The organism is Nonomuraea sp. NPDC050451, assembly GCF_044458585.1.
Genome location: NZ_JBITHZ010000002.1, coordinates 859,547 through 879,668, shown reverse-complemented (window position 1 = coordinate 879,668; position 20,122 = coordinate 859,547). Strand labels below are relative to the sequence as shown.

Sequence of the window (20,122 nt, the reverse complement as noted above, 5' to 3'; positions counted from 1 at the left end):
CTCTTCAGGGAGCGGAGGAGTCACGCAGATCCACTCTCCCTCTCTCGGGCTGAGCAACGGATCGTCATTTCCACGTCACGAGGACGTGCGGGCGAAGCCGACAGCGGAGTGGCCGCTGTCGGCGAAGGCCGCCAGGCGCTCCATCGGGGTGATCTCCTCGCCCTCGACCAGCGGGACCGTGAACCGGCCCCAGACCGTGGCGGGGCCGGGCCGCGTGGGGCCGCCTTCGGCGAAACGCCAGTCGAGCGCGCGGCCGTACCCGAATCCCGAGCCGAGCCACGAGCGGGCGACCGCCTCCGAGTGCGGCGGGATCGGCCCCGGCGGCCCGGGGACCGGCGAGGCGGGCGTGTCGGCCGTACGGATGCGCCAGGCGCTGGCCCTGGCGTACTCGCGGCCGCCGGACGTGACGCTCGCCGACAGGCACTGCACGCGCTTGCCGTCGCGGGTCACGTCGGTGGCGATCTCCAGCTCGGCCACGGGCACGGGGGCGAACACGTCCACCACGAGCTTGGACAGTTCCAGGCCCGGGCGCGGCGCGGTCTGGGCCAGCTCGTGGACGATCAGGGCGGTGACCGGGCCCATGTGCTGGGCGCGCGGGTCCCACGGGCCCTGCGTGTGCTCGGACGCCCGATAACGTCCCTCGGTCAAGCGGGTGTACATCGCCATAGAAGAAAATTCTACGGCGAGCCGCGTCCAGCGGTCCGGCGCAGGTCGCGGGAGCCGCGCCCACGGCAGGCCGCCGCGGGGACCGTTCCTAGAACTCGTCCGGGATGTCGGCGATGTCGTCCAGCGCCGCCGCCAGCTCGTCGGGGTCGCCGCCGATCCGCTCGGCGATCTCGATCAGCACGTGGAGCACGTCATGGCGGTCGTGGCCGAGGTCGAGCAGGCGCTGCGCGGCCTCCCACAGCTGCGGCGGGTCGCCCTCCCACAGCCGGGTGGCGATCTCCTCGTGCCAGGCCAGGTGCTCCTGGTCGATCGTGCCGCCGTGGTCGATCTCGAGCAGCGTACGCCGGTCCGCCTCGTCGGCGGGGTTGAGCTTGTCGAGCTCGATCCCGTTGTGCACGCCCTGCAGGTAGGGGAACGCGAAGGCCCGCCTGGCCAGCGCCGACAGGTCGCCGTCCGGCAGCAGCCGCTCCAGCAGCGGCCGGTCGAGCCCGAAGGACGTCGGGTCCCGGTACGCCTCGGGGAACTTGCCGATCGCCTCCCACACCGCGTCCAGCGTGGCCTTGAGCCCCTGCTCCGGCAGGCCCGTGCGGTGGGCGGCGAAGCGCACCCACGCCGACAGCACGTGCGGCATCGCCTCCTGCTCGGCCACGCTCAGCATCACCTTGCGCGGCAGCCAGTCGAGCAGGAACGTTTCACATTTGGTCGGGCTGACCCGCAGCGGACGGCTGAAGTCCTGGTCGCAGCCGTAGTCGATGATGTGGTCGGCGCAGCGCGAGGCCGCCGACGGGTCGGACAGGTGCTCGGCCGCGTCGGACGCCAGGAACTCCGCCGCCAGCATGGCCCGCCGCTCCCTGCTGTACGGGGCCTCGGTGTGCCGCGGCGCCGGCCGCTTGCGCCCGGGAGGCAGCGCCTTGAGCCTGGCGCGGGCGAAGGCGTGGTAGGCGCTGTAGCTGTCGCTCACCGGCGGCGGCGTCTTCGGCTCCCTGGTGGCCTTCATGGCCGACTCCAGCAGCGCCCTGGCCTGCTCGGGCTCGATCTCCTCGAACAGCAGCAGCGGATTGCCCGCCGCCTCGGCCCTGGCCTGCTCCAGCAGCTTGTCGACCTGCGAGGACACCCAGGCGTCCCGGGCCATGCCGCTCATGTTGTAGTCGACCACCATGACGAGCGCGTGCCGGTCGACGGGCAGCGAGTCCTCGTCCCAGCGGTAGGCGAAGGTGCAGATCACCGTGTCCTGGTCGCCGTAGGAGTCGCGGGAGACGTAACAACCCGCCGGCTTGACCGCGCCCACCCGGTCGGCCCAGCCCGGCCTGGCCACCCCCGACTCCATCATGGCCAGCGCCGCGCCCTCGGCCTTGGCACCCTGGCGGGCCGTGCCCAGATAGGCCAGGCAGATGAGCAGCGTCAGCGAGGCAGGCGTGCCGGCCTTGGCGGCGTAGTCGACCAATCCCTCCCCGAGCACCTGCTCCACGTCGCCGCCCCTGACCCGCCTGCCCCACCAGGCTCCGATCATGTCGGAGACCATCAGCTCCGCGTCGAGAGGGGTGCGAACGGCGAGCAGCTCGCGAGCCGCCTGCACCATCTCCTTGAACACGTCGTCTGGCGGGGTGCTCTCCCGGGGATCTCGTCGGTGTCGGCGCACACCCTCACTCTCTCGTATTCCAGGCGCAAACGGTGCGTAGAACTCGGCCTGGTGACCCCGATGTTATCGGGGACTTCTGGATGGGACTTAACTGGACTTCCGGGCTTTTGTTTGTCTACCGGGAACTTCGGGGCGGAGGCGCTGAGTTGACGATCGCGAGCAGGTGCTCGCGAGCGATGCGCTCCACGATCTCCGGCGTCGCCGAGACGCCGAGATGCTGCGCACACGCGCACACGTCGGCCACGCAGCGGTCGATCGTGTCCACGGGCACGGTCAGGAACTCTTCGGCCAGCCTGAGACTGACCGGTTCCCGCAGGAACCGTGTGGCCAGAGCGAGCATAGAAGTGAGATTCCTCTGGAGACCCGGGGGCAAACCCCCAGGAATGTCGGCAGGGCGACTTGCGCTCTCATTTCACCTTTTCTCGGGCGGCTGTCAAGGCTCCGCGGCGGTTGTGTTCACGTCACCCGGTGCCCATTCGTGCGAAGCTGTCTCCATGCGCATCCAGCTCGCCCAGCGGAGCGAGGCAGACGAGCTCCTCGGCCGCAGCCCGCTCGCCCTGCTCGTCGGCATGCTGCTCGACCAGCAGATCCCCATGGAATGGGCGTTCACGGGGCCATACACGATCTCCCAGCGGCTGGGCCACGACCTGACCGCAGGAGAGATCGCCTCCTACGACCCGGAGGCGTTCGAGGCGCTGCTGGCCGAGAAGCCGGCCGTGCACCGCTACCCCAAGTCCATGGCGGCCCGGGTCCAGCAGCTCGCCGCCTACCTCGTCGAGCACTACGACGGCCGGCCGGAGAAGCTGTGGGCAGACGCCGCCGACGGCAAAGAGTTGTTGAAACGACTGATGGCCCTGCCGGGATACGGCAAACAGAAGGCCCAGATTTTTCTGGCATTGCTGGGGAAGCAGTTGGAGGTCCAGCCGCCGGGCTGGCGGGAAGCGGCCGGACACTATGGCGAGGAGGGGTCGAGCCGGTCGGTCGCCGACGTGGTCGACGCCGACAGCCTGGCCCGAGTGCGAGCCTTCAAGCAGGAGGCGAAGCGCGCGGCGAAGTAGTTGGGGCCGGGGTCTCGGCCCCGGCGATCGAGCGCTGTAACCTGATCTTGCTGCGCAACGTGGAGCGACTTTGACAGGATGCGTAGACCCTAAAGGCGACCGGGCCGCGACGGGGGCTTCCGTCCACACATGCCCATCGCCGATGATGTACTGCAGAATCCGGTCGCCCGGAGCTGCGCTACGCCGATACACAGTTATGGAGATGTGCCGCGTGGGAGACCCTGGCACGCGACGGAGGTGCGGACCATGAGCGCCGAGACCTCCGTTCCCCGTCCCCGGGAGTCGGATGTGGACATCTCGGACTCCGCTCTGTTCAAGGGCATGTTGTCGGAGGCCGAGTTCGCCTTCGCGTTCTTCGACGGCGATGGCCGCATCCAGCGGGTCAACGACGTGTTCAGCGACGTCGTCAACGTGCCGGCCGAGCGCATGGCCGGCAGGCAGCCGGTCGAGGTGCTGGCCGCCGACCTCAGCCAGATCATCACCCACGCCGTGCAGGCCGTCATCGAGACCGACGCGCCCGTCACCGAGGGCCGCGTACGCGTGCGGACGGCGGAGGGCGACACCAGGCACTGGTCGCTGTCGTTCTCGCCGGTCCACGACGAGGCGGCGGGCGAGTTGCGCGCGATCGCGCTCGTCGGGCTCGACGTGACCGAGAGCCGCCAGACCGAGGAGGCGCTGCGCCGCAGCGAGGAGCGCTACCGCTCGCTCGTCGAGGCCCAGTCGCAGCTGGTCTGGATCACCTCCCCCACCGGCGCGGTCGTCGAGGACGCTCCCCAGTGGCGCGCCATCACCGGCCAGGGCCTGGAGGAATACCTCGCCAACGGCTGGCTGGAGGTTGTCCACCCCGAGGAGCGCCAGCAGACCGAGGAGGCCTGGAGGGAGGCGCTGCGCGGCCGCACCATGTTCGAGTGGAACTACCGCGTGCGCACCCGGGCCAGCGGCTACCGCCACTTCGAGGTGCGGGCCGTGCCGATCATCAGGCACGGCCGGGTCGTCGAGTGGGTCGGCGCCAACACCGACGTCACCCCGCAGCGCGAGGCCGAGGAGATGCGCGGCAGGCTGACCGACCAGCTCGGCGCCGCCGCCCTGCGCACCGCCCGGCTCCAGGGTGCCACGGCCCAGCTGGCCGAGGCCCTGACGGTCGAGCAGGTGGTGCAGGTCATCATCGACGTGGGCCGCACGGCCCTGGCCGCCGACCGCTCGGCCGTCGCGCTGCTCGACCCCGACCGCGCGGCGCTCAAGCTGATCAACGGCGAGGGCATCATGGAGGCCTCCGGGATCACCGGTGACGAGATCCCGCTGTCCCACTCCAACGTGATGACCATGGCCGTCAACAGCCGCCGGCCGGTCTTCGCCGAGTCGCCCGAGTCGCTGAAGGCCCAGTTGCTCGAGGCGGGCGACGACGAGGAGATCCTGGCCAACTTCATCACCCACGGCGACGAGCGCGCCTGGGTGGGCCTGCCGCTGCTGGCGGCGGGACGGGCTCTGGGAGCGCTCCGATTCTCCTTCACCAGGCCGGTGAAGATCTCTCAGGAGGACGGCGTCTTCCTCGAGGCGCTGGCCGGCCAGTGCGCGCTGGCGGTCGAGCGGGCCACGCTGTTCGAGCGCGAGCACCGCACCGCTGAGACGCTCCAGCGCAGCCTGCTGCCCGACCGCCTGCCCGTGATCAAGGGCCTCGTGCTGGCCCAGCGCTTCCGCTCGGGCAGCCGCCACGTCCAGGTGGGCGGCGACTGGTACGACGCGTTCGTGCTGCAGGACGGGCGCGTCGCGGCGGTCGTCGGCGACGTCATGGGCAAGGGCGTCAAGGCCGCGGCGGGCATGGGCCGCATCCGCAACGCCATGCGGGCGCTGGCGCTGACCAACCCGCCGCCCGCGGCCGTGCTGACCGGTCTCGACCGGGTCTTCGAGGCCACGGAAGAGGAAGAACAGGTCACGACTTTGGCGTACATGGTCGTGGAGCCGGTCACCGGCGAGGGCACCCTTGCCCTGGCCGGGCACCCGCCACCCGTCCTTGTTTCGCCGCAGGGCACGGCGATCCTGTGCGACGCCGAGCCCGGCACTCCGCTAGGCTGGCCGACCAGCCGCAGGCAGTTCCGGTTCGTGGTGCCGCCCGGCCATACCGCCGTGCTCTACTCCGACGGTCTCGTCGAGAACAGGAAGCGCGGGCTGGATGCCGGGTTGGCAGACCTTTGCAGTGTTGTGACCGAAGCCCCGCCTGAAGTTGTGAGTAGTCCGCATATGTTGCTGGACTTCCTGGTTGACCGGATGTTGTCTGGATATGAACAGGATGATGACGTTACCGCGCTAGCAATTCACGTCCCGCCAGCCACGAAGAGTGACTGAATGAAACAGTCATAACGGTTGCTTTCGGGTATCAGTGCCCCGCTTACGTACGCACTACTGTCTCGGTCGGCCTAGGGTGGAGGTCAACCGCCGGGAGGTGGCCGTATGGAGCGCGGGGTCGTGCCAGAATGCTGTGCAGGTCCGTCGCGGTCCGCACGGCCTCACCGATCTCCGAGAGAGGCAACAGCCCCCCAGCGGGCATCTGGGTCCATAGTCGCCACGCGTTCGTTCGAGAGGTGTTCGTGTCGCCTGCAAGTTCGACTCGCTCGAAGCCACAAGAGCTGAACGAGCCCGTCATTCAGCGACTGCTCGAGCGTGGGCGCTCGCAGGGTTTCCTCGAGTCTGAGGATGTCCGTCAGGCCTTCGAGGAGGCGGACATCCCCATGTCGCACGCCGCCGCGTTCTTGCGGAACCTCAGCAAAGAGGGCGTGACCGTGGTGGTGACCGCCGCGGATTCGGCTGCGCCGAAGAAGTCTCGTGGTCCAGCAAAGCGCCGCACCGCTGCCCCCGTCAAGACCAAGACGGCGGCCGCCGCCAAAGAGCAGCAGCCCGAGACCGTGACCGCGGTCGTGGGCACCGCTGAAGCCGAGCCGGCCGCCAAGAAGGCGGCCCCTGCCAAGAAGGCCGCTCCGGCGGCGAAGAAGGCCGCGGCTCCCGCCGCCGCCAAGAAGGCCGAGCCGAAGAGCGCTGGGCCTGCCGAGACCAAGCCGAAGCCCGAGTCCCGGGCTGACGCGGACGACGACGAGGACATCGAGCTCGACGGCGACGTGGAGCTGGAGGACCTCGAGGACATCGACGTCGACGACGACGAGATCGTGAGCGAGGACTCCGACTCCGAGGGTGACGACGAGTCCGACGACGAAACCGAGGCCGAGCCCAAGCCCGCCGAGGTCGCCGTGTCCGCGAAGAGTGAGGACGAGGTCCTCATCCTGTCCGACGACGACGATGATGCCCCGGTCGCCCAGGTGGCCGCCGCCGGCGCCACCGCCGACCCGGTCAAGGACTACCTCAAGCAGATCGGCAAGGTCCCCCTGCTCAACGCCGAGCAGGAGGTCGAGCTCGCCAAGCGCATCGAGGCGGGCCTGTTCGCCGAGGAGCAGCTCGGCGGCGGGGAGACCGAGGGTCTGCCGGTCGACGTCAAGGCCGAGCTGGAGTGGATCGCCGAGGACGGCCGCCGGGCCAAGAACCACTTGCTGGAGGCCAACCTCCGGCTCGTGGTCTCGCTGGCCAAGCGCTACACCGGCCGCGGCATGCTCTTCCTCGACCTGATCCAGGAAGGCAACCTGGGCCTGATCAGGGCCGTCGAGAAGTTCGACTACACCAAGGGCTACAAGTTCTCCACCTACGCCACGTGGTGGATCCGGCAGGCGATCACGCGTGCCATGGCGGACCAGGCGCGGACCATCCGCATCCCGGTCCACATGGTCGAAGTGATCAACAAGCTGGCCCGCGTCCAGCGGCAGATGCTGCAGGACCTGGGCCGCGAGCCCACGCCGGAAGAGCTGGCCCGCGAGCTGGACATGACGCCCGAGAAGGTCGTCGAGGTCCAGAAGTACGGCCGTGAGCCCATCTCTCTCCACACCCCGCTGGGTGAGGAGGGCGACAGCGAGTTCGGCGACCTCATCGAGGACTCCGAGGCCATCGTCCCAGCCGACGCCGTCAGCTTCACGCTGCTCCAGGAGCAGCTGCACTCCGTTCTCGACACGTTGTCGGAGCGGGAGGCGGGCGTCGTCTCGATGCGCTTCGGTCTCACCGACGGGCAGCCGAAGACGCTGGACGAGATCGGCAAGGTTTACGGGGTCACCCGTGAGCGCATCCGCCAGATCGAGTCGAAGACCATGTCCAAGCTGCGCCACCCCTCGCGCTCCCAGGTCCTCCGGGACTACTTGGACTAACCTCGCACGAATCCCCCGCCCCGCCCGGTCTTCCGCGCGGGGCGGCGGCCTTTCCCCACCAAACCCCGCGTCACCTCCCCGCTGCCTCAGCAGCACTAGGGCACCAGTGCCACACCCTCGACAGCCCCTGCTGCACCGTAGGGGCTTTCGAGCTCCTGACGCCTCAACTACAGCAAGGGGCCCATTTGCACTCCTGGCGCCCCCGAAGCAGCACCGGGCCTCCGCTACACCGCCGGCGCCCTCGCCCCAACGGCTCGATCGCCCCTCCCCAGCACCGCGGCTGCATTGGGGCTTGCCGCGCTCCTGTCGCCTCAGCGGCACCATCGGGCGCATCGGCCACAGCTTCACCTGCACCGCCGCCGCATCATCGTGGGTGTGTCACACCACTGGCGCCTCAATGCACCTCTGGCGCCCCACCACATCCGCCGACGGCATCGGCCGCGCCCCGGTCACCAGCGCCCGCGCATGGGACCGCGTGGCGTCCGTGCGACACGCCCGGGCAACCCGCGTCCGTGCGACACGCCCGGGGCGCTGCGCCGGCGATCGTGTCTCGCAGCCGCAACGTGCCTCCGCCGCGCCCGAGCCCGGGTGCAGCAACCGCCATGGGAGCACCGCTACCGACGGTCACTGTCGAGAGGTGCTCACCACCATGCAGGCCTGCCTTTGAACGGCACACCCCTACGATCGGCGATGGCCATTAGCCGCCCCGCGTCCCTTACGCCGGGTCGGTGACGTGCACGTCGAGGGTCCAGGGGCGGTTGGTGCGGGCGGGTTCGGCCAGGTCGACGGTGTAGCCCAGGGCATCGAGGGTCTTGGCCAGATCATCAGGGGTGTCAGGGGCGTTGTCGTGCCGCAGCAGGGCTCGGGCGATCTCGCCCCGGGTCGCCTTCGCCATGTGGCTGACGACCTTGCCGTCCCGGAACACCCGTACCGTCACCGACCGCGCCCCAGGCTGCCAAGCATTCGCATATGTGGCCGAACGGAGATCCACCACCAGCCCCGAGATCCGGTCCAGCTCTTTGGCGATCAACGGACGCCAGAACGTGGCCAGCCCTCCGAGAAGCGGGAGATTGACGCCCATCGAGAGCCGATACGGCGGAATGAGGTCTGTGATCTTCACCACACCCCACAGGCCGGAGAAGATCAGCACCGACTCCTCCGCCCGCCTCCGCGCCTCGTCGTCGAGGGTGCCCAGCCCGAGGTTGTCGTAGAGGACGCCGGTGTAGAGGTCGGCGGCGGGCAGGGTGGGGGCGGTCTTGAGGGCGGCGTTCTTGGCCAGCTCGCCCGCCAGTCCCGGTGTGAGGCCGAGCACGTCGAGGGCGTCGCGGCGCTTGGAGGCCCGTACGAGCGCGTTCAGCACGCGCTTGCGGGCCTTGTCGAGGGTGGGGAAGGACAGCTCGCCGACGGGCGGCCCGCTGCCTTCGGGCGCCTTCCCCTCGGACGGCGGCAACAGGATCAGCACAACCCCCTACCTTATTGCCCCTGGTCGGAGGCTCTCCCGCCGTCCCCGTCACAATCTTTTACGGTGGCCCAAGTGAGCACCACCCGCCGACCGTGGCCGGGCCCTGTCCAGGGTGACGCTCACCGGGCGGACATGGCCGGCCGCCGCAACGGCGCCCACTGGGCCACGCTCTTCGCCGAATCGTCGGCCTCAGGCGCAAGCTCCCGGCGCAGCGGCGAGTCCTGGCTCTTGGCGTCGGCCCCGGCACGCTGTTGAAGCGTTCTGGCGAGGCTTCGGCCCCTGGCCCCCGGCCCCTGGCCCCCGGCCCCCGGCCCCCGGCCCCCGGCCCCCGGCCCCCGGCACCCGGCATGCGGAAGGGTTGGCGTATTTGGGGGTCGGCTAGGCTGCGCGGGTGAATTTCGACCTTCTTGTCCACGAGGCCTGGCCCGCCTACGAGCAGCGCATCCATGACGGATGGGTGCTTCGTTATGCCGGTGGCGTGACCAAGCGGGCCAACTCGGTACTCCCTCTGGACAAGCCCGCCGACCTGAACGGGGCGATCGAGGCGGCGGAGGCCTTTTATGGGGAGCGCGGGCAGCGTTGCGTCTTCTCAATGGGCCCGAACGCCACGCCCGGGCTGGACGAGGAGCTGGAACGAAGAGGCTATGAGCTGGTCGATCCGACCGTCATCATGGCCGGCTCGCCCGTCGGCCCTTCGTCCCCTCACAAGGTGAGGATCGAGGATCGGCCGTGGCAGGGCTGGCTGGAGACCTGGTGGGCCGTGGACGGTCGTTACGGCACCGGGTTCGCGGAAGCGGAGCGCATCTGCACCGGAGTGCCCGCCTGGTATGCGGCGTTCGAGGAGGACGGCGTGGCGCTTGCCGTGGGCCGGGCCGTGCCCCAGGCCGACACGTACGGTGCGTCTCAGGACCAGGCGTCCTCGCAGAGTGACACGCTTGGCATCTACTGCATGGCCACCCTGCCCCAGGCCCGCCGCCGAGGACTCGCTCGTGCGGTCATCCGGGCGCTCGTGCGGCATGCGGATGCGAAATCCGCCTATTTGGTCACCACGGCCCCGAACCTGGCCGCGCAGGCGCTCTACCGGGGTGAGGGGTTCGAGATCGTGGACCGGTACCACTACCGGGTCCGCTGAGGGGGCCTCGCCGTCGCTCTGGGCGCGGACGCGTAACCACCGGACCTGGTGACCTTGCGGCTCTGGGTCCTGCGATGCCGCACACTCGGACGCCTGCGCACACCTGAGGATGGCAGTGCGCCCACCGAGAGGCCTGCACGCAGAGGGGCTCGCGCCGTGCGCATGGGGTGTCCGCGCCAAAGGGATGGCGGCGTGCGCACGGGGATGCCTGGACGAATGGGATTCGGCCGTGGAAACGGGGATTCGGTCGTGCGCATGGGTGTCGCGCGCCAAAGGGATGGCAGCGTTCACACGGGGTTGCGTAGACGCAACGGGGATTCCGCCGTGCACACGGGGATCTGCGCGCAAAGGGGATGGCGGCACGCCCACGGGGTTGGCAGTGCGCGCATCTGCGTGTCCGTCTGCGTGCGCATCCGTACGTCTGCCCGTACACCCGCGTGTCTGCCTGCGAAGCCGTACGGCTATCGCGAAGCCGCGTGTCTGCCCGTACACCCGCGTGTCTGCCTGCGAAGCCGGGCGGCTGTTGCGAAGTCGCGTGTCTGCCTGCGAAGCCGGGCGGCTGTTGCGAAGTCGCGTGTGGGCGTGCGGACCAGCCAGTTCGCGTGCATACCGCCGTACTCCGGGCATATCGGCGAGCCCTGTGTCATACCCGAGCGGCTGAACGCAGAACGGCGGCCCCGGGAGGTGCCGGGGTCGCCGTTCTGCGTGTCGCTATATGTGGTTATCTCAGCACGACAGGCGCTGCGTCAGCGCTCGTCGTTGGGGGCAATTGAAGGGGTTTCGCTGAGTCGAGCCGACTCGTCCAGGATGTCGGCACCCTTTTCGCGCAGCGCTGCGATGTGCTGACGCCCATGGTGGGCGCAGAACAGCAACTCCCCACCCACAGGCAGGGTCGCGCGAATGTAGGCCTGGGCGCCGCAGCGGTCGCAGCGGTCGAGGGCCGTCAGCGGCTTAACGGGGGCGAGAGCTCCAGTCACGTATCGCCTTTCGGGTCACCCCCGCCGAAGCGAGGATCTGGCGTCAGTCACTTGGAACAACATCTAACCGGACGTGGACGTTCCCAACCGCCCCCTCTCTACGCCCAGAGCGGAATGTGTCCCAAAGTAATGACGATCAGCCGGTTGGTAACGGCAAACGTGTCGGCGTGGCAAGCTTGTACGCGCGCGTGTGGGAAGAACGGTAAGCTACGCACACGTGTTCGATGCCTAGACCAGGGGAGCTGGAGTGACGCTAGTGGAGGCGGGTTACACGGCTCGTCACCTGTCGGTGCTTGAGGGCCTGGAAGCAGTTCGCAAGCGCCCCGGCATGTACATCGGGTCCACCGACAGCCGCGGGCTCATGCACTGCCTCTGGGAGATCGTGGACAACGGCGTTGACGAGGCGCTGGCGGGTCATTGTGACCGCATCGAGGTCGAGCTCTACGCCGACGGCTCCATCGAGGTGCGCGACAACGGCCGGGGCATCCCTGTCGACATCGAGCCCAAGACCGGTCTGGCCGGGGTCGAGCTCGTTTACACCAAGCTGCACGCGGGCGGCAAGTTCGGCGGCGGCTCCTACGGCGCGTCCGGCGGTCTGCACGGTGTCGGCGCCTCCGTGGTCAACGCCCTGTCCTCGCGGGTGGACGTCGAGGTCGACCGCGACGGCCAGATCCATGAGATCAGCTTCCGCCGCGGCGTCCCCGGGATCTTCGACGCCCCCGGGCCCACCGCGAAGTTCAAGAAGAAGTCCGGCCTGCGCATCGGCGACAAGCTCCCCAAGAACGTCACCGGCACCCGCGTGCGCTTCTGGGCCGACAAGCAGATCTTCCTGCCCGACGCCGAGGTCTCGCTCGACGAGATCCACGTGCGCCTGCGGCAGACCGCGTTCCTGGTGCCCGGCCTGACCCTGGCCGTCTATGACAGCAGGCTCGAGGAGCGCACCGAGGAGGAGTTCCGCTTCGACGGCGGCATCTCCGAGTTCACCGAGTTCCTGGCCCGCGACGAGGCCGTGTGCGAGGTGCTGCGGCTGCAGGGCATGGGCCACTTCCACGAGACCGTGCCGGTCCTCGACGACCAGGGCCACATGACGCCCACCGAGGTGCAGCGCGAGCTCACCGTCGACGTGGCGATCCGCTGGGGCAAGGGCTACGAGTCGACCGTCCGCTCGTTCGTCAATGTGATCGCCACTCCCAAGGGCGGCACTCACCTGACCGGGTTCGAGCGCGGTCTGGTGCGCACGATCAACGAGCTGCTGCGCGAGACGCGCCTGCTGAAGAACGGCGACGACCCCGTCACCAAGGACGACATCTCCGAGGGCCTGACCGGCGTGGTCACGGTCCGGGTGCCGGAGCCGCAGTTCGAGGGCCAGACCAAGGAGGTGCTCGGCACCTCGGCGGCCACCCGCATCGTCTCCCACGTGGTCTCCCGCGAGCTGAGGGAGCTGTTCACCAACCCGCCGCGCGGCTTCAAGCAGCCGCTGCGCGCCGTTCTCGAGAAGATCGTCGCCGCCGCCAAGGCGCGCATCGCGGCCCGCGAGCACCGCGACAACCAGCGGCGCAAGAGCGCGCTGGAAAACTCGGCGCTCCCCGCGAAGCTGGTCGACTGCCGCAGCGACGGCATCGACCGCAGCGAGCTGTTCATCGTCGAGGGCGACTCGGCGCTCGGCACGGCCAAGCTGGCCCGCGACTCGGAGTTCCAGGCGCTGCTGCCGATCCGGGGCAAGATCCTCAACGTCCAGAAGGCGTCCGTGAGCGACATGCTCAAGAACGCCGAGTGCGCTGCCATCATCCAGGTCGTCGGGGCCGGGTCCGGGCGCTCGTTCGACATCGAGGCCGCCCGCTACGGCAAGGTCATCCTCATGGCCGACGCCGACGTGGACGGCGCCCACATCCGCTGCCTGCTGCTGACCCTCTTCCACCGCTACATGCGGCCGATGGTCGAGGCGGGGCGCGTGTTCGCCGCCGTTCCGCCGCTGCACCGCATCGAGCTGACCAACCCCGGCCGGGGCAAGGAGAAGTACATCTACTGCTACTCGGACGCCGAGCTGCAGAAGGTGCTGCGGGACCTCGAACGCCGGGGCAAGCGGTGGAAGGACCCCGTGCAGCGCTACAAGGGTCTGGGCGAGATGGACGCCGACCAGCTGGCCGAGACGACCATGGACCCGCGCCACCGCATCCTGCGCCGGGTCCGCATCGAGGACGTCGAGGAAGCCGAGGCCATCTTCAACCTGCTCATGGGGAGCGAGGTGGCGCCTCGGCGGGAGTTCATCGTCAACAGCGCCGCCGAGGTCGACCGCGACCACATCGACGCCTAGCTGCTCTGCCGCCCGGCGAGGTCGAGTACGCGGCTGTCGGGCCGAGAGGCCGCCCTGGGCTGCGGTCGGCGGCCGGGAAGCCGCCCAGGCCGCGGTGGGCGGCTGCAAGACCGCCCAGGGCTGCGGTTGGCGGCTGGGAGACCACCCTGGGCCGCGGTCGGCGGCCGGGAGACCGCTCAAGGCCGCGGTCGGCGGCCGGGAGACCACCCTGGGCTGCGGTCGGCTAGGAGGCCGCCCAGGGCTGCGGTTGGCGGCTGGGAGACCACCCTGGGCCGCGGTCGGCGGCCGGGAGACCGCTCAAGGCCGCGGTCGGCGGCCGGGAGACCACCCTGGGCTGCGGTCGGCTAGGAGGCCGCCCAGGGCCGCGGCTGGCGGCCGGGAAGCCGCCCAGGGTCGCGGCTGGCGGCTGCAAGACCGTCCAGGGGTCGCGGTCGGCCGCTGGGAGACCGTCCAAGACTGCGGTCGGCTGGGAAGCCGTCCAGGGTCGCGGCTGGCGGCTGGGAAGTCGCCCATGGTTGGGCCGGAGAGCTTGCTGGGTGCGGCCGGGGATGTTCCTGAGGCGTGCAGGTGCGTCCCTGAGGCGCCTGTAGGGCCGTTTGGCGATCACCTGGGGTTGGTGGGCCGGTGTGCGGCTCGGCGCGGCCTCTCGGGCCTCTCGGGGCTCTGAGGCGCAGAGCGGGGCATCCGTGGTCCCTATGTGCGTGATACGCGCCTCGGTGTCGATCCTGAGGCCCGCGATGCTGGGGCCTGTCCGGGTGCGGCCGCGTTGGATGTGCTCTCGGTGTGCGGCTTGCTTGGTTGAGGCGGGCTCGGAGCTTCTGGCATGCGGGGTGCCTAGCTGTTGTGCGCTCGGGGCTTCTGGCATGCGGGGTTGCCCGATTGTGGTGAGCCGAGGGTTTCAGGCGTGCGGGGCTGCCCGGTTGTGGTGGGCCGACGGTTTCAGGCCAGTGGGCATTTCTGGTCTGCGGCGCTGGCAGGTTGTGTTGGGCTGAGGGTTTCTGGTGTGCGGGGCTGGCGGGTTGTGTTGGGCTGAGGGTTTCTGGTGTGCGGGGCTGGCGGGTTGTGGTGGGCTGAGGGTTTCAGGCATGCGGGGCTGCCTCGTTGGCCGCGGGTTTCTGGTGTGTGGCTTGATCGGGTGGGCTCGGGGTTCTGGTGTGCGGGCTGCTCGATTGGGACGGCTCGGGCGTTTCGGGGGCGGGATGTAGCCGCGCGCGGCGTGAGGGCGTGCGCGTTCACGAGCTTCGGTCGCGGCGGCTCAGGCAGTCTCGCAACGATGGTGAGCTTGCCCGACCGCAGCTGCCGTCGCAGAGCCCCGAAGTCGCCGGCAGGACAGGGGAGAGCTCGGATCGGCCGAAGCGCGTCTTCTCGTGCGCGCCGCAGGGGCGGGCCCGGTCGCGTGTGCGGCCGGGCGGCCGCTCACTTCAGCTGAACTCGCTCAGAACCCCGCAGGCGTCAGAAGCCCCGTGCGGACGTCGTAGATGGCCCCCGCGATCGGCATGCCCTCTGGCAGGAACGGGCTGGTCCTGATGCGGGTGAGGTCATGGCGGAGCGCCTCGTTCTGGTCCGGGACCGTGTGGAACTCCAGGCTGCGGGTGTCCACCCCGCGCTCCTGGGTGAGGGCGTGGACGTCCGGGTCGGTGACCTTGGCCATGCCGCAGTCCGTGTGGGGCATGACGAGCACGCGTTCCACGCCGAGCAGGTAGACGGCCAGCACCAGGGTACGCAGGACGTCGTCCGTCACCCGGGCGCCCGCGTTGCGCAGGATCTTGGCGTCGCCGGGCTTCAGGCCCAGCAGCCCGAGCGGGTCGATGCGGGAGTCCATGCAGGTCACGACGGCCAGTCCGCGGCCGGCGCGGCCGGTGAGGCCGGAGTTTCCGAACTTCTTGGCAAACTTCGCGTTGGCGGCATACAGGTCGTCGAACGCACTCATGCAACAAATGATGCACTGCGCCCCAAAGTCGGTGATGGACGGGGTGGCGACTGGCTGGAGTTTGCAAACGTCCCACGAAAAACCGTCACCTTGCGTGATGATGTCGTAGCCGTATGTACGTGATCGAAGAAGGTTTGTCGTGAGTAGGTCCGAATCGCTCGCTGCGTATCTCCGTGCCCAAGCCCGGCGCCGCCTCGACCGCGTGGAGTCCAAGGACGGCGGTCGCAACGCCAGGCTGGCCCTGGCTCTCCTCGACACCGCCGTCTACGCGGCCAGCCTGCCCGACGACGACCCTCTGATCCTCATGCTGGACCAGGCGGGCTGCTACGGGCCCCTGGGGTGCGAGAACTTCGACCCCGGTGAGGCGGGCAACCGGCTGATCCGCCACTGGGACGGCGGCGAGCCGCACGAACTGCTGCTGGCCCTCCCGCCCGCCGTCAGCGCCGCCGGCGCCTGAGCGGCCAGGACGCCCACGTAGAAAGTCGGCCACATGGGCGTCGCCGGCCCGCACGGGGTCGAGGAACGGGGCACTGTGCGCCCTGGCCTACTCCTCGACCCCGGCGAACGTGGCGGCCGAGATCCCGATCACGCGGGAGCGTTGCCCGGCTTCCACTTGATGCCGCAGCCGAGTGACGGGTTCTGCTCCTCGGGCACCGGCTCGCCCTCGAGCACGGCGTCGATGGCCGCGCGCAGCGACTCGCCGGTCACCGGCACCGAGTTGCCCGGCCTGGCGCCGTCGAACTCGCCCCGGTAGACGAGCTGCAGATGCGCGTCGTACAGGAAGAAGTCCGGCGTGCACGCCGCCCGGTAGGCCTTGGCGACCTCCTGGGTGTCGTCCAGCAGGTACGGGAACGTGAACCCGGCCCGGGCGGCCTGCTCCGCCAGGTGTACCGGATCGTCGTCCGGGTAATTCACGCTGTCGTTGCTGCAGATCGCGACGATCGAGACCCTCGCGCCGTAGTCGGCGGCCAGGGCGCCGAGGCCCTTCTCGATGTGCCGCACGTAAGGGCAGTGATTGGACAGGAAGACCACCAGAGTGGCGGGTGAGCCCTTGAGATCCCCGAGCGAGACGCTGCCGCCGTCGATGGCGGTCAGGTCGAACGCGGGTGCTGGGGTGCCGAGCGGCACCATGTACGAGTTGGCAGCCATGGCATCCATTCTTGTCTGCGGACGTGCCCGCAAAACGAATCTGAGAGGTGAATCGAGTGAGTGGCATCGCGGAGTTCCGCACTATCGTGCTCGACTGTCCCGACCCCAAGGGGCTGGCCGAGTTCTACTCTCAGCTGTTGGGCTGGCCCGTCACCCACGTGGATGACGACTGGGTGGTGGTGAGCGACGGCGGGGCTCCCAAGCGAGTGGCGTTCCAGCTCGCGCCCGACTTCCGGCCGCCCACGTGGCCGGACCCGGAGCGCCCTCAGCAGTTCCACCTCGACGTGACGGTCGTCGACATGGAGGAGGCGGAGAAGCAGGTGCTCGAGATCGGCGCGACCAAGCACGAGCACCAGCCGAGCGAGGACGACAGCTTCCGGGTGTTCCTGGATCCGGCCGGACATCCGTTCTGCCTCTGCCGCGACTGACGCGAGGGGCTGCCCCCGCCCCGGCGGGGACAGCCCCTCATGACCTCAGCGGGCGGCCTGGGCCAGGAGGTCCACCGCCTTCCTCAGGTTGCCCGCCGCCAGCTCGTGGTCGGCCGCCGCCTGCAGGTCGGGCCGCCTGCCCGCGCTCTGCGCGACGTCCCTGGCCACCGACACGACGGCGTCGTCCACGGTGTACGCGTCCGTCTTCGACCGTTCGAGCAGCGTCGCGGCCGTGCCCAGGGCGCCCAGGACGGCCCGTGCGTCACGTACGGCCCCGTCGGCGTTCCAGGCGCGGGCGGGCAGCGTGAGGACCAGCGACGCGGCCTTGGAGAAGCCGTCACCGGAGGCGAGCCGGTCGCGGGCCGCCTTGAGCCGGTCGCGGGCCCGGTCGGTACGCAGCCCCCACCCGTAAGGCCAGAGCGGGTCATAAGCCGCGTCGCCCACGTTGATCGGCAGCTGCGCCACCGAGCGGAACCAGGTGAACGGCAGCCGCCCCGTGTACGGCACCGCCCCGAACAGCGGGTCGGCCACCCCCGCGCCCTCGGTGCCCGGCAGCCAGGAGGCCACCACGGCCTCGACGCCCGACAGGTCGCCGAGCTGCAGCGGACGCCCGGAGACGACCAGGACCGCGCACTTCATCGCCCCGCACACCTTGTCGATCGCGGCCCGGTCGGCGGCCGACAGGTCCAGCGTGCGCCCGGCGCGGCCCACGTCGCCCTGTCCCTCGGCGTACGGTGTCTCGCCCACCACCACGACGCCCACGTCGTGCCCGGCCAGGTCGGCCGAGGCGTCGCGCGAGTACGTCACGGAGGAGGCGCGGGAGCGGACGGCCGACAGGATCGTGGTGCCGGGGGTGATCGGCCCGGACGAGCCCTGCCAGGTGATCGTCCAGCCGCCGGTCTGGTTGCCGATGTCGTCGGCGTTCGAGCCGGCCACGTAGACCCTGGCGTCGCGGCGCAGGGGGAGCAGGCCGCCGTCGTTCTTCAGCAGCACCTGCGACCTTGCCGCCGCCGTGCGCGCGACCGCCCGGTGCGCCGCCGAGCCGACGTCGCCGATCCCTGACCGGTCGGCGTACGGGTGCTCGAACAGCCCCAGCCGGAACTTCTGGGTCAGGATCCTGGCGACCGCGTCGTCCACCCGGCTGAGCGGCACGCGCCCGGCCTCGACCTCGGCCTTCAGCGTGCTCTCGAAGGCCGGGTAGGCGTACGGCACCATGATCATGTCGAGCCCGGCGTTGACGGACGTGCGCACGTCGCTCGGATAGTCGCCGGGGATCTGGTCGATGGCCTGCCAGTCGCTGATCACGAACCCCTTGAAGCCCAGCCGGCCCTTGAGCACGTCCGTGATCAGCTCCTTGTGGGCGTGCATCTTGAGCGGGCCGTCACCGAAGTCGACGCTGGAGAACGACGGCATGACGGTGGCCACGCCGCGCCTGACCGCCTCCACGAACGGCGCCAGATGGACCGCCTCCAGCTCCTGGCGGCCGACCTTGGTGACGCCCTGGTCGATGGTGTAGTCGCCGCTGGTCGAGGAGCCGTACGCGGTGCCGCCGTCGCCGACGTAGTGCTTGGCCGTGGCCAGCACCCCGTTGTCCTGCAGGCCGTCGATGACCGTGGCCATCCGCGACACCAGCGCCGGGTCCTCCCCGAACGACTCGTAGGCCCGCCCCCACCGGTCGTCGCGCGACACGCACAGGCACGGCGCGAAGTCCCAGGGGATGCCGGTGGCCTTGACCTCGCGGGCGGTGATCTCGCCCGCCCGTTCGACGAGGTCGGGGTCACGGGTGGCGCCCATGCCCACGTTGTGGGGGAAGATCGTCGCGCCGACCACGTTGTTGTGGCCGTGCACGGCGTCCACGCCGTAGATCAGCGGCACCTGGAGCCGGGTCCGCTGCGCCTGGAGCTGGAACGCGTCGATCATGTCGGCCCACGCCTGCGGGGTGTTGGACGAGGGCGTGGAGCCGCCGCCCGACAGCAGGGAGCCGAGCACGTACGTGGCGATGTCGCTCTGCTTGCCCAGCGCGCCGCGCTCGGCCTGCGTCATCTGCCCGATCTTCTCGTCCAGCGTCATCCGCTTGAGCAGGTCGGCGACACGTTCCTTGATCGGTTTGCGGGGGTTCAGGTAGGGCAGGCCGTGCGCGTTGATCACGACGACCGGGGGTTCGGCCGGGGGTCTGGTGCCCGTGCCGGACAGCTCGATCGGGATGGTCTCGGCGACCTCGTCCTGGCCGTCCTTCAGCGTCCTGACCGTGAACGCCTTGGCGGCCCCGGAAGCCGTGCCCGCGTGGAACGTCAGCGTGCCCTCGGCGGGCGTGTAGTCGCCGCCGGGGGTCGCGGTGCCCGTACCCGTCTTGTAGGTCACGGACAGGTCGGCGGGCAGGGGCCGGCCGTCGGCGGTGGCGACCGTGACGCTGACCTTGGCCTCGCCCTTCTCGTTCACCGGGTAGACGGGCCTGTCGGTGGAGAGCCTGACCGGGCGCGGGGGAGCGGTCCCGTAGAGCTCGACCTGGTCCCACTCCAGCGTGCCCTGCGAGGCGGACGGGAGCCGCATCGAGTAGCCCCACATGGCGACCAGGTCGAGTTCGCCGTCGGACGGCGCGCCGCCGGGCTGGTAGTCGGTGCGCCTGGTGAAGCTCCCGAACGGCACCTTCACCTGCCGCCAGCCCGCCGTGTCGTCGGTGAACGACGACTCGAACAGCTCGGCGGCGCCCGCCCCGCCGCCGCCGTCCTTGACCTCGAAGAAGATCTTCTGGCCCGAGGCGGCGCCGTTCACCCAGAAGGAGAAGCCCTCGTACGGGGACCAGTCCTGGGTGGCGGCCAGATCGTGCGACCAGCCGCCCCACTGACTCACGTTGTAGACCGACTTGAGCACCCGGTTGGTCGCGGGGGCTCCCGGTCTGCCGGGGCCCGGCGCGATCGTGAGCGCGGGGGTCGAGGCCGCGTCGTTGCCCCAGGCGTACACGCCTGAGGGAACGCTGTCCGACTCGAAATCGGTGATCGTGAGGGGATCGGCGGCCGCGGCCGCCCGTGGTGCGACGATCAGGGCGGCGACCAGGGAAAGGGCCACCCATAACGGGGGTCTGGATCGGAACACGGTACCTCCAGTCGGAGAGAGAGCGCTCTCTCCGAT

At 70.0% G+C, this 20,122-nt stretch carries 15 protein-coding genes; 7 read left to right on the top strand and 8 right to left on the bottom strand.

The features are described from left to right. Positions 1-75 precede the first annotated feature (75 nt). The 3 genes from ACIBI9_RS10080 to ACIBI9_RS10070 all read right to left on the bottom strand — a co-directional run bounded on the left by ACIBI9_RS10080 (position 76) and on the right by ACIBI9_RS10070 (position 2,645). Positions 76-666 (bottom strand): acyl-CoA thioesterase domain-containing protein, encoded by a 591-nt coding sequence (locus ACIBI9_RS10080; protein WP_397221593.1) that lies wholly within the window; start codon positions 664-666, stop codon positions 76-78. A gap of 88 nt (positions 667-754) precedes the next feature. Then, a complete protein-coding gene (locus tag ACIBI9_RS10075) occupies positions 755-2,245 on the bottom strand; it encodes a hypothetical protein (RefSeq protein ID WP_397221592.1) in 1,491 nt (496 codons plus the stop codon). A 175-nt stretch (positions 2,246-2,420) separates the two neighbouring features. After that, positions 2,421-2,645: a hypothetical protein gene (locus ACIBI9_RS10070; protein ID WP_185078019.1), complete on the bottom strand. Its 225-nt coding sequence runs from the start codon at positions 2,643-2,645 to the stop codon at positions 2,421-2,423. Positions 2,646-2,799: 154 nt separating this feature from the next. Here ACIBI9_RS10070 and ACIBI9_RS10065 point away from each other — a divergent pair, with 154 nt between their 5' ends. From ACIBI9_RS10065 to ACIBI9_RS10055, 3 genes are all read left to right on the top strand, one after another. Continuing rightward, the gene (locus ACIBI9_RS10065; RefSeq protein ID WP_397221591.1) at positions 2,800-3,363 is read left to right on the top strand and encodes an HhH-GPD-type base excision DNA repair protein; all 564 of its coding nucleotides are present in this window, start codon (positions 2,800-2,802) and stop codon (positions 3,361-3,363) included. A gap of 246 nt (positions 3,364-3,609) precedes the next feature. Then, a complete protein-coding gene (locus ACIBI9_RS10060) occupies positions 3,610-5,706 on the top strand; it encodes a SpoIIE family protein phosphatase (RefSeq protein WP_397221590.1) in 2,097 nt (698 codons plus the stop codon). A gap of 242 nt (positions 5,707-5,948) precedes the next feature. After that, complete coding sequence (locus ACIBI9_RS10055) at positions 5,949-7,601, top strand: RNA polymerase sigma factor (protein ID WP_397221589.1); 1,653 nt, start codon at positions 5,949-5,951, stop codon at positions 7,599-7,601. 715 nt (positions 7,602-8,316) lie between these two features. Here ACIBI9_RS10055 and ACIBI9_RS10050 read toward each other — a convergent pair. Continuing rightward, positions 8,317-9,063 (bottom strand): YaaA family protein, encoded by a 747-nt coding sequence (locus ACIBI9_RS10050; RefSeq protein ID WP_397221587.1) that lies wholly within the window; start codon positions 9,061-9,063, stop codon positions 8,317-8,319. A 391-nt stretch (positions 9,064-9,454) separates the two neighbouring features. Between ACIBI9_RS10050 and ACIBI9_RS10045 the strand changes: the two genes are divergently transcribed. Further along, positions 9,455-10,195: a GNAT family N-acetyltransferase gene (locus ACIBI9_RS10045; protein WP_397221585.1), complete on the top strand. Its 741-nt coding sequence runs from the start codon at positions 9,455-9,457 to the stop codon at positions 10,193-10,195. Between the two features lie 746 nt (positions 10,196-10,941). Here the strand turns inward: ACIBI9_RS10045 and ACIBI9_RS10040 are convergent. Then, complete coding sequence (locus ACIBI9_RS10040; RefSeq protein WP_043614520.1) at positions 10,942-11,172, bottom strand: hypothetical protein; 231 nt, start codon at positions 11,170-11,172, stop codon at positions 10,942-10,944. A gap of 247 nt (positions 11,173-11,419) precedes the next feature. Between ACIBI9_RS10040 and ACIBI9_RS10035 the strand changes: the two genes are divergently transcribed. Continuing rightward, positions 11,420-13,486, top strand: coding sequence for a type IIA DNA topoisomerase subunit B (locus tag ACIBI9_RS10035; protein WP_397221583.1), 2,067 nt, complete (start codon positions 11,420-11,422; stop codon positions 13,484-13,486). A 1,435-nt stretch (positions 13,487-14,921) separates the two neighbouring features. Here the strand turns inward: ACIBI9_RS10035 and ACIBI9_RS10030 are convergent. Further along, the gene (locus tag ACIBI9_RS10030) at positions 14,922-15,416 is read right to left on the bottom strand and encodes a beta-class carbonic anhydrase (protein ID WP_397221582.1); all 495 of its coding nucleotides are present in this window, start codon (positions 15,414-15,416) and stop codon (positions 14,922-14,924) included. Between the two features lie 139 nt (positions 15,417-15,555). Here ACIBI9_RS10030 and ACIBI9_RS10025 point away from each other — a divergent pair, with 139 nt between their 5' ends. Then, positions 15,556-15,873 (top strand): hypothetical protein, encoded by a 318-nt coding sequence (locus ACIBI9_RS10025; RefSeq protein ID WP_397221581.1) that lies wholly within the window; start codon positions 15,556-15,558, stop codon positions 15,871-15,873. Between the two features lie 128 nt (positions 15,874-16,001). Here ACIBI9_RS10025 and ACIBI9_RS10020 read toward each other — a convergent pair whose 3' ends face one another. Next, on the bottom strand, positions 16,002-16,565 hold the full coding sequence (locus ACIBI9_RS10020; RefSeq protein WP_397221580.1) for a thioredoxin family protein: 564 nt from the start codon (positions 16,563-16,565) through the stop codon (positions 16,002-16,004). Positions 16,566-16,621: 56 nt separating this feature from the next. Here ACIBI9_RS10020 and ACIBI9_RS10015 point away from each other — a divergent pair, with 56 nt between their 5' ends. Then, a complete protein-coding gene (locus ACIBI9_RS10015; RefSeq protein ID WP_397221578.1) occupies positions 16,622-16,993 on the top strand; it encodes a VOC family protein in 372 nt (123 codons plus the stop codon). A 45-nt stretch (positions 16,994-17,038) separates the two neighbouring features. Here ACIBI9_RS10015 and ACIBI9_RS10010 read toward each other — a convergent pair whose 3' ends face one another. Then, positions 17,039-20,086: a glycoside hydrolase family 3 N-terminal domain-containing protein gene (locus ACIBI9_RS10010; RefSeq protein WP_397221577.1), complete on the bottom strand. Its 3,048-nt coding sequence runs from the start codon at positions 20,084-20,086 to the stop codon at positions 17,039-17,041. Positions 20,087-20,122: the final 36 nt, after the last annotated feature.

Bases quoted from the DNA above. Each gene is read 5' to 3' on its own strand.
- ACIBI9_RS10080 (WP_397221593.1), bottom strand. From the start codon at position 666: ATGGCGATGTACACCCGCTTGACCGAGGGACGTTATCGGGCGTCCGAG.
- ACIBI9_RS10075 (WP_397221592.1), bottom strand. From the start codon at position 2,245: ATGGTGCAGGCGGCTCGCGAGCTGCTCGCCGTTCGCACCCCTCTCGAC.
- ACIBI9_RS10070 (WP_185078019.1), bottom strand. From the start codon at position 2,645: ATGCTCGCTCTGGCCACACGGTTCCTGCGGGAACCGGTCAGTCTCAGG.
- ACIBI9_RS10065 (WP_397221591.1), top strand. From the start codon at position 2,800: ATGCGCATCCAGCTCGCCCAGCGGAGCGAGGCAGACGAGCTCCTCGGC.
- ACIBI9_RS10060 (WP_397221590.1), top strand. From the start codon at position 3,610: ATGAGCGCCGAGACCTCCGTTCCCCGTCCCCGGGAGTCGGATGTGGAC.
- ACIBI9_RS10030 (WP_397221582.1), bottom strand. From the start codon at position 15,416: ATGAGTGCGTTCGACGACCTGTATGCCGCCAACGCGAAGTTTGCCAAG.
- ACIBI9_RS10020 (WP_397221580.1), bottom strand. From the start codon at position 16,565: ATGGCTGCCAACTCGTACATGGTGCCGCTCGGCACCCCAGCACCCGCG.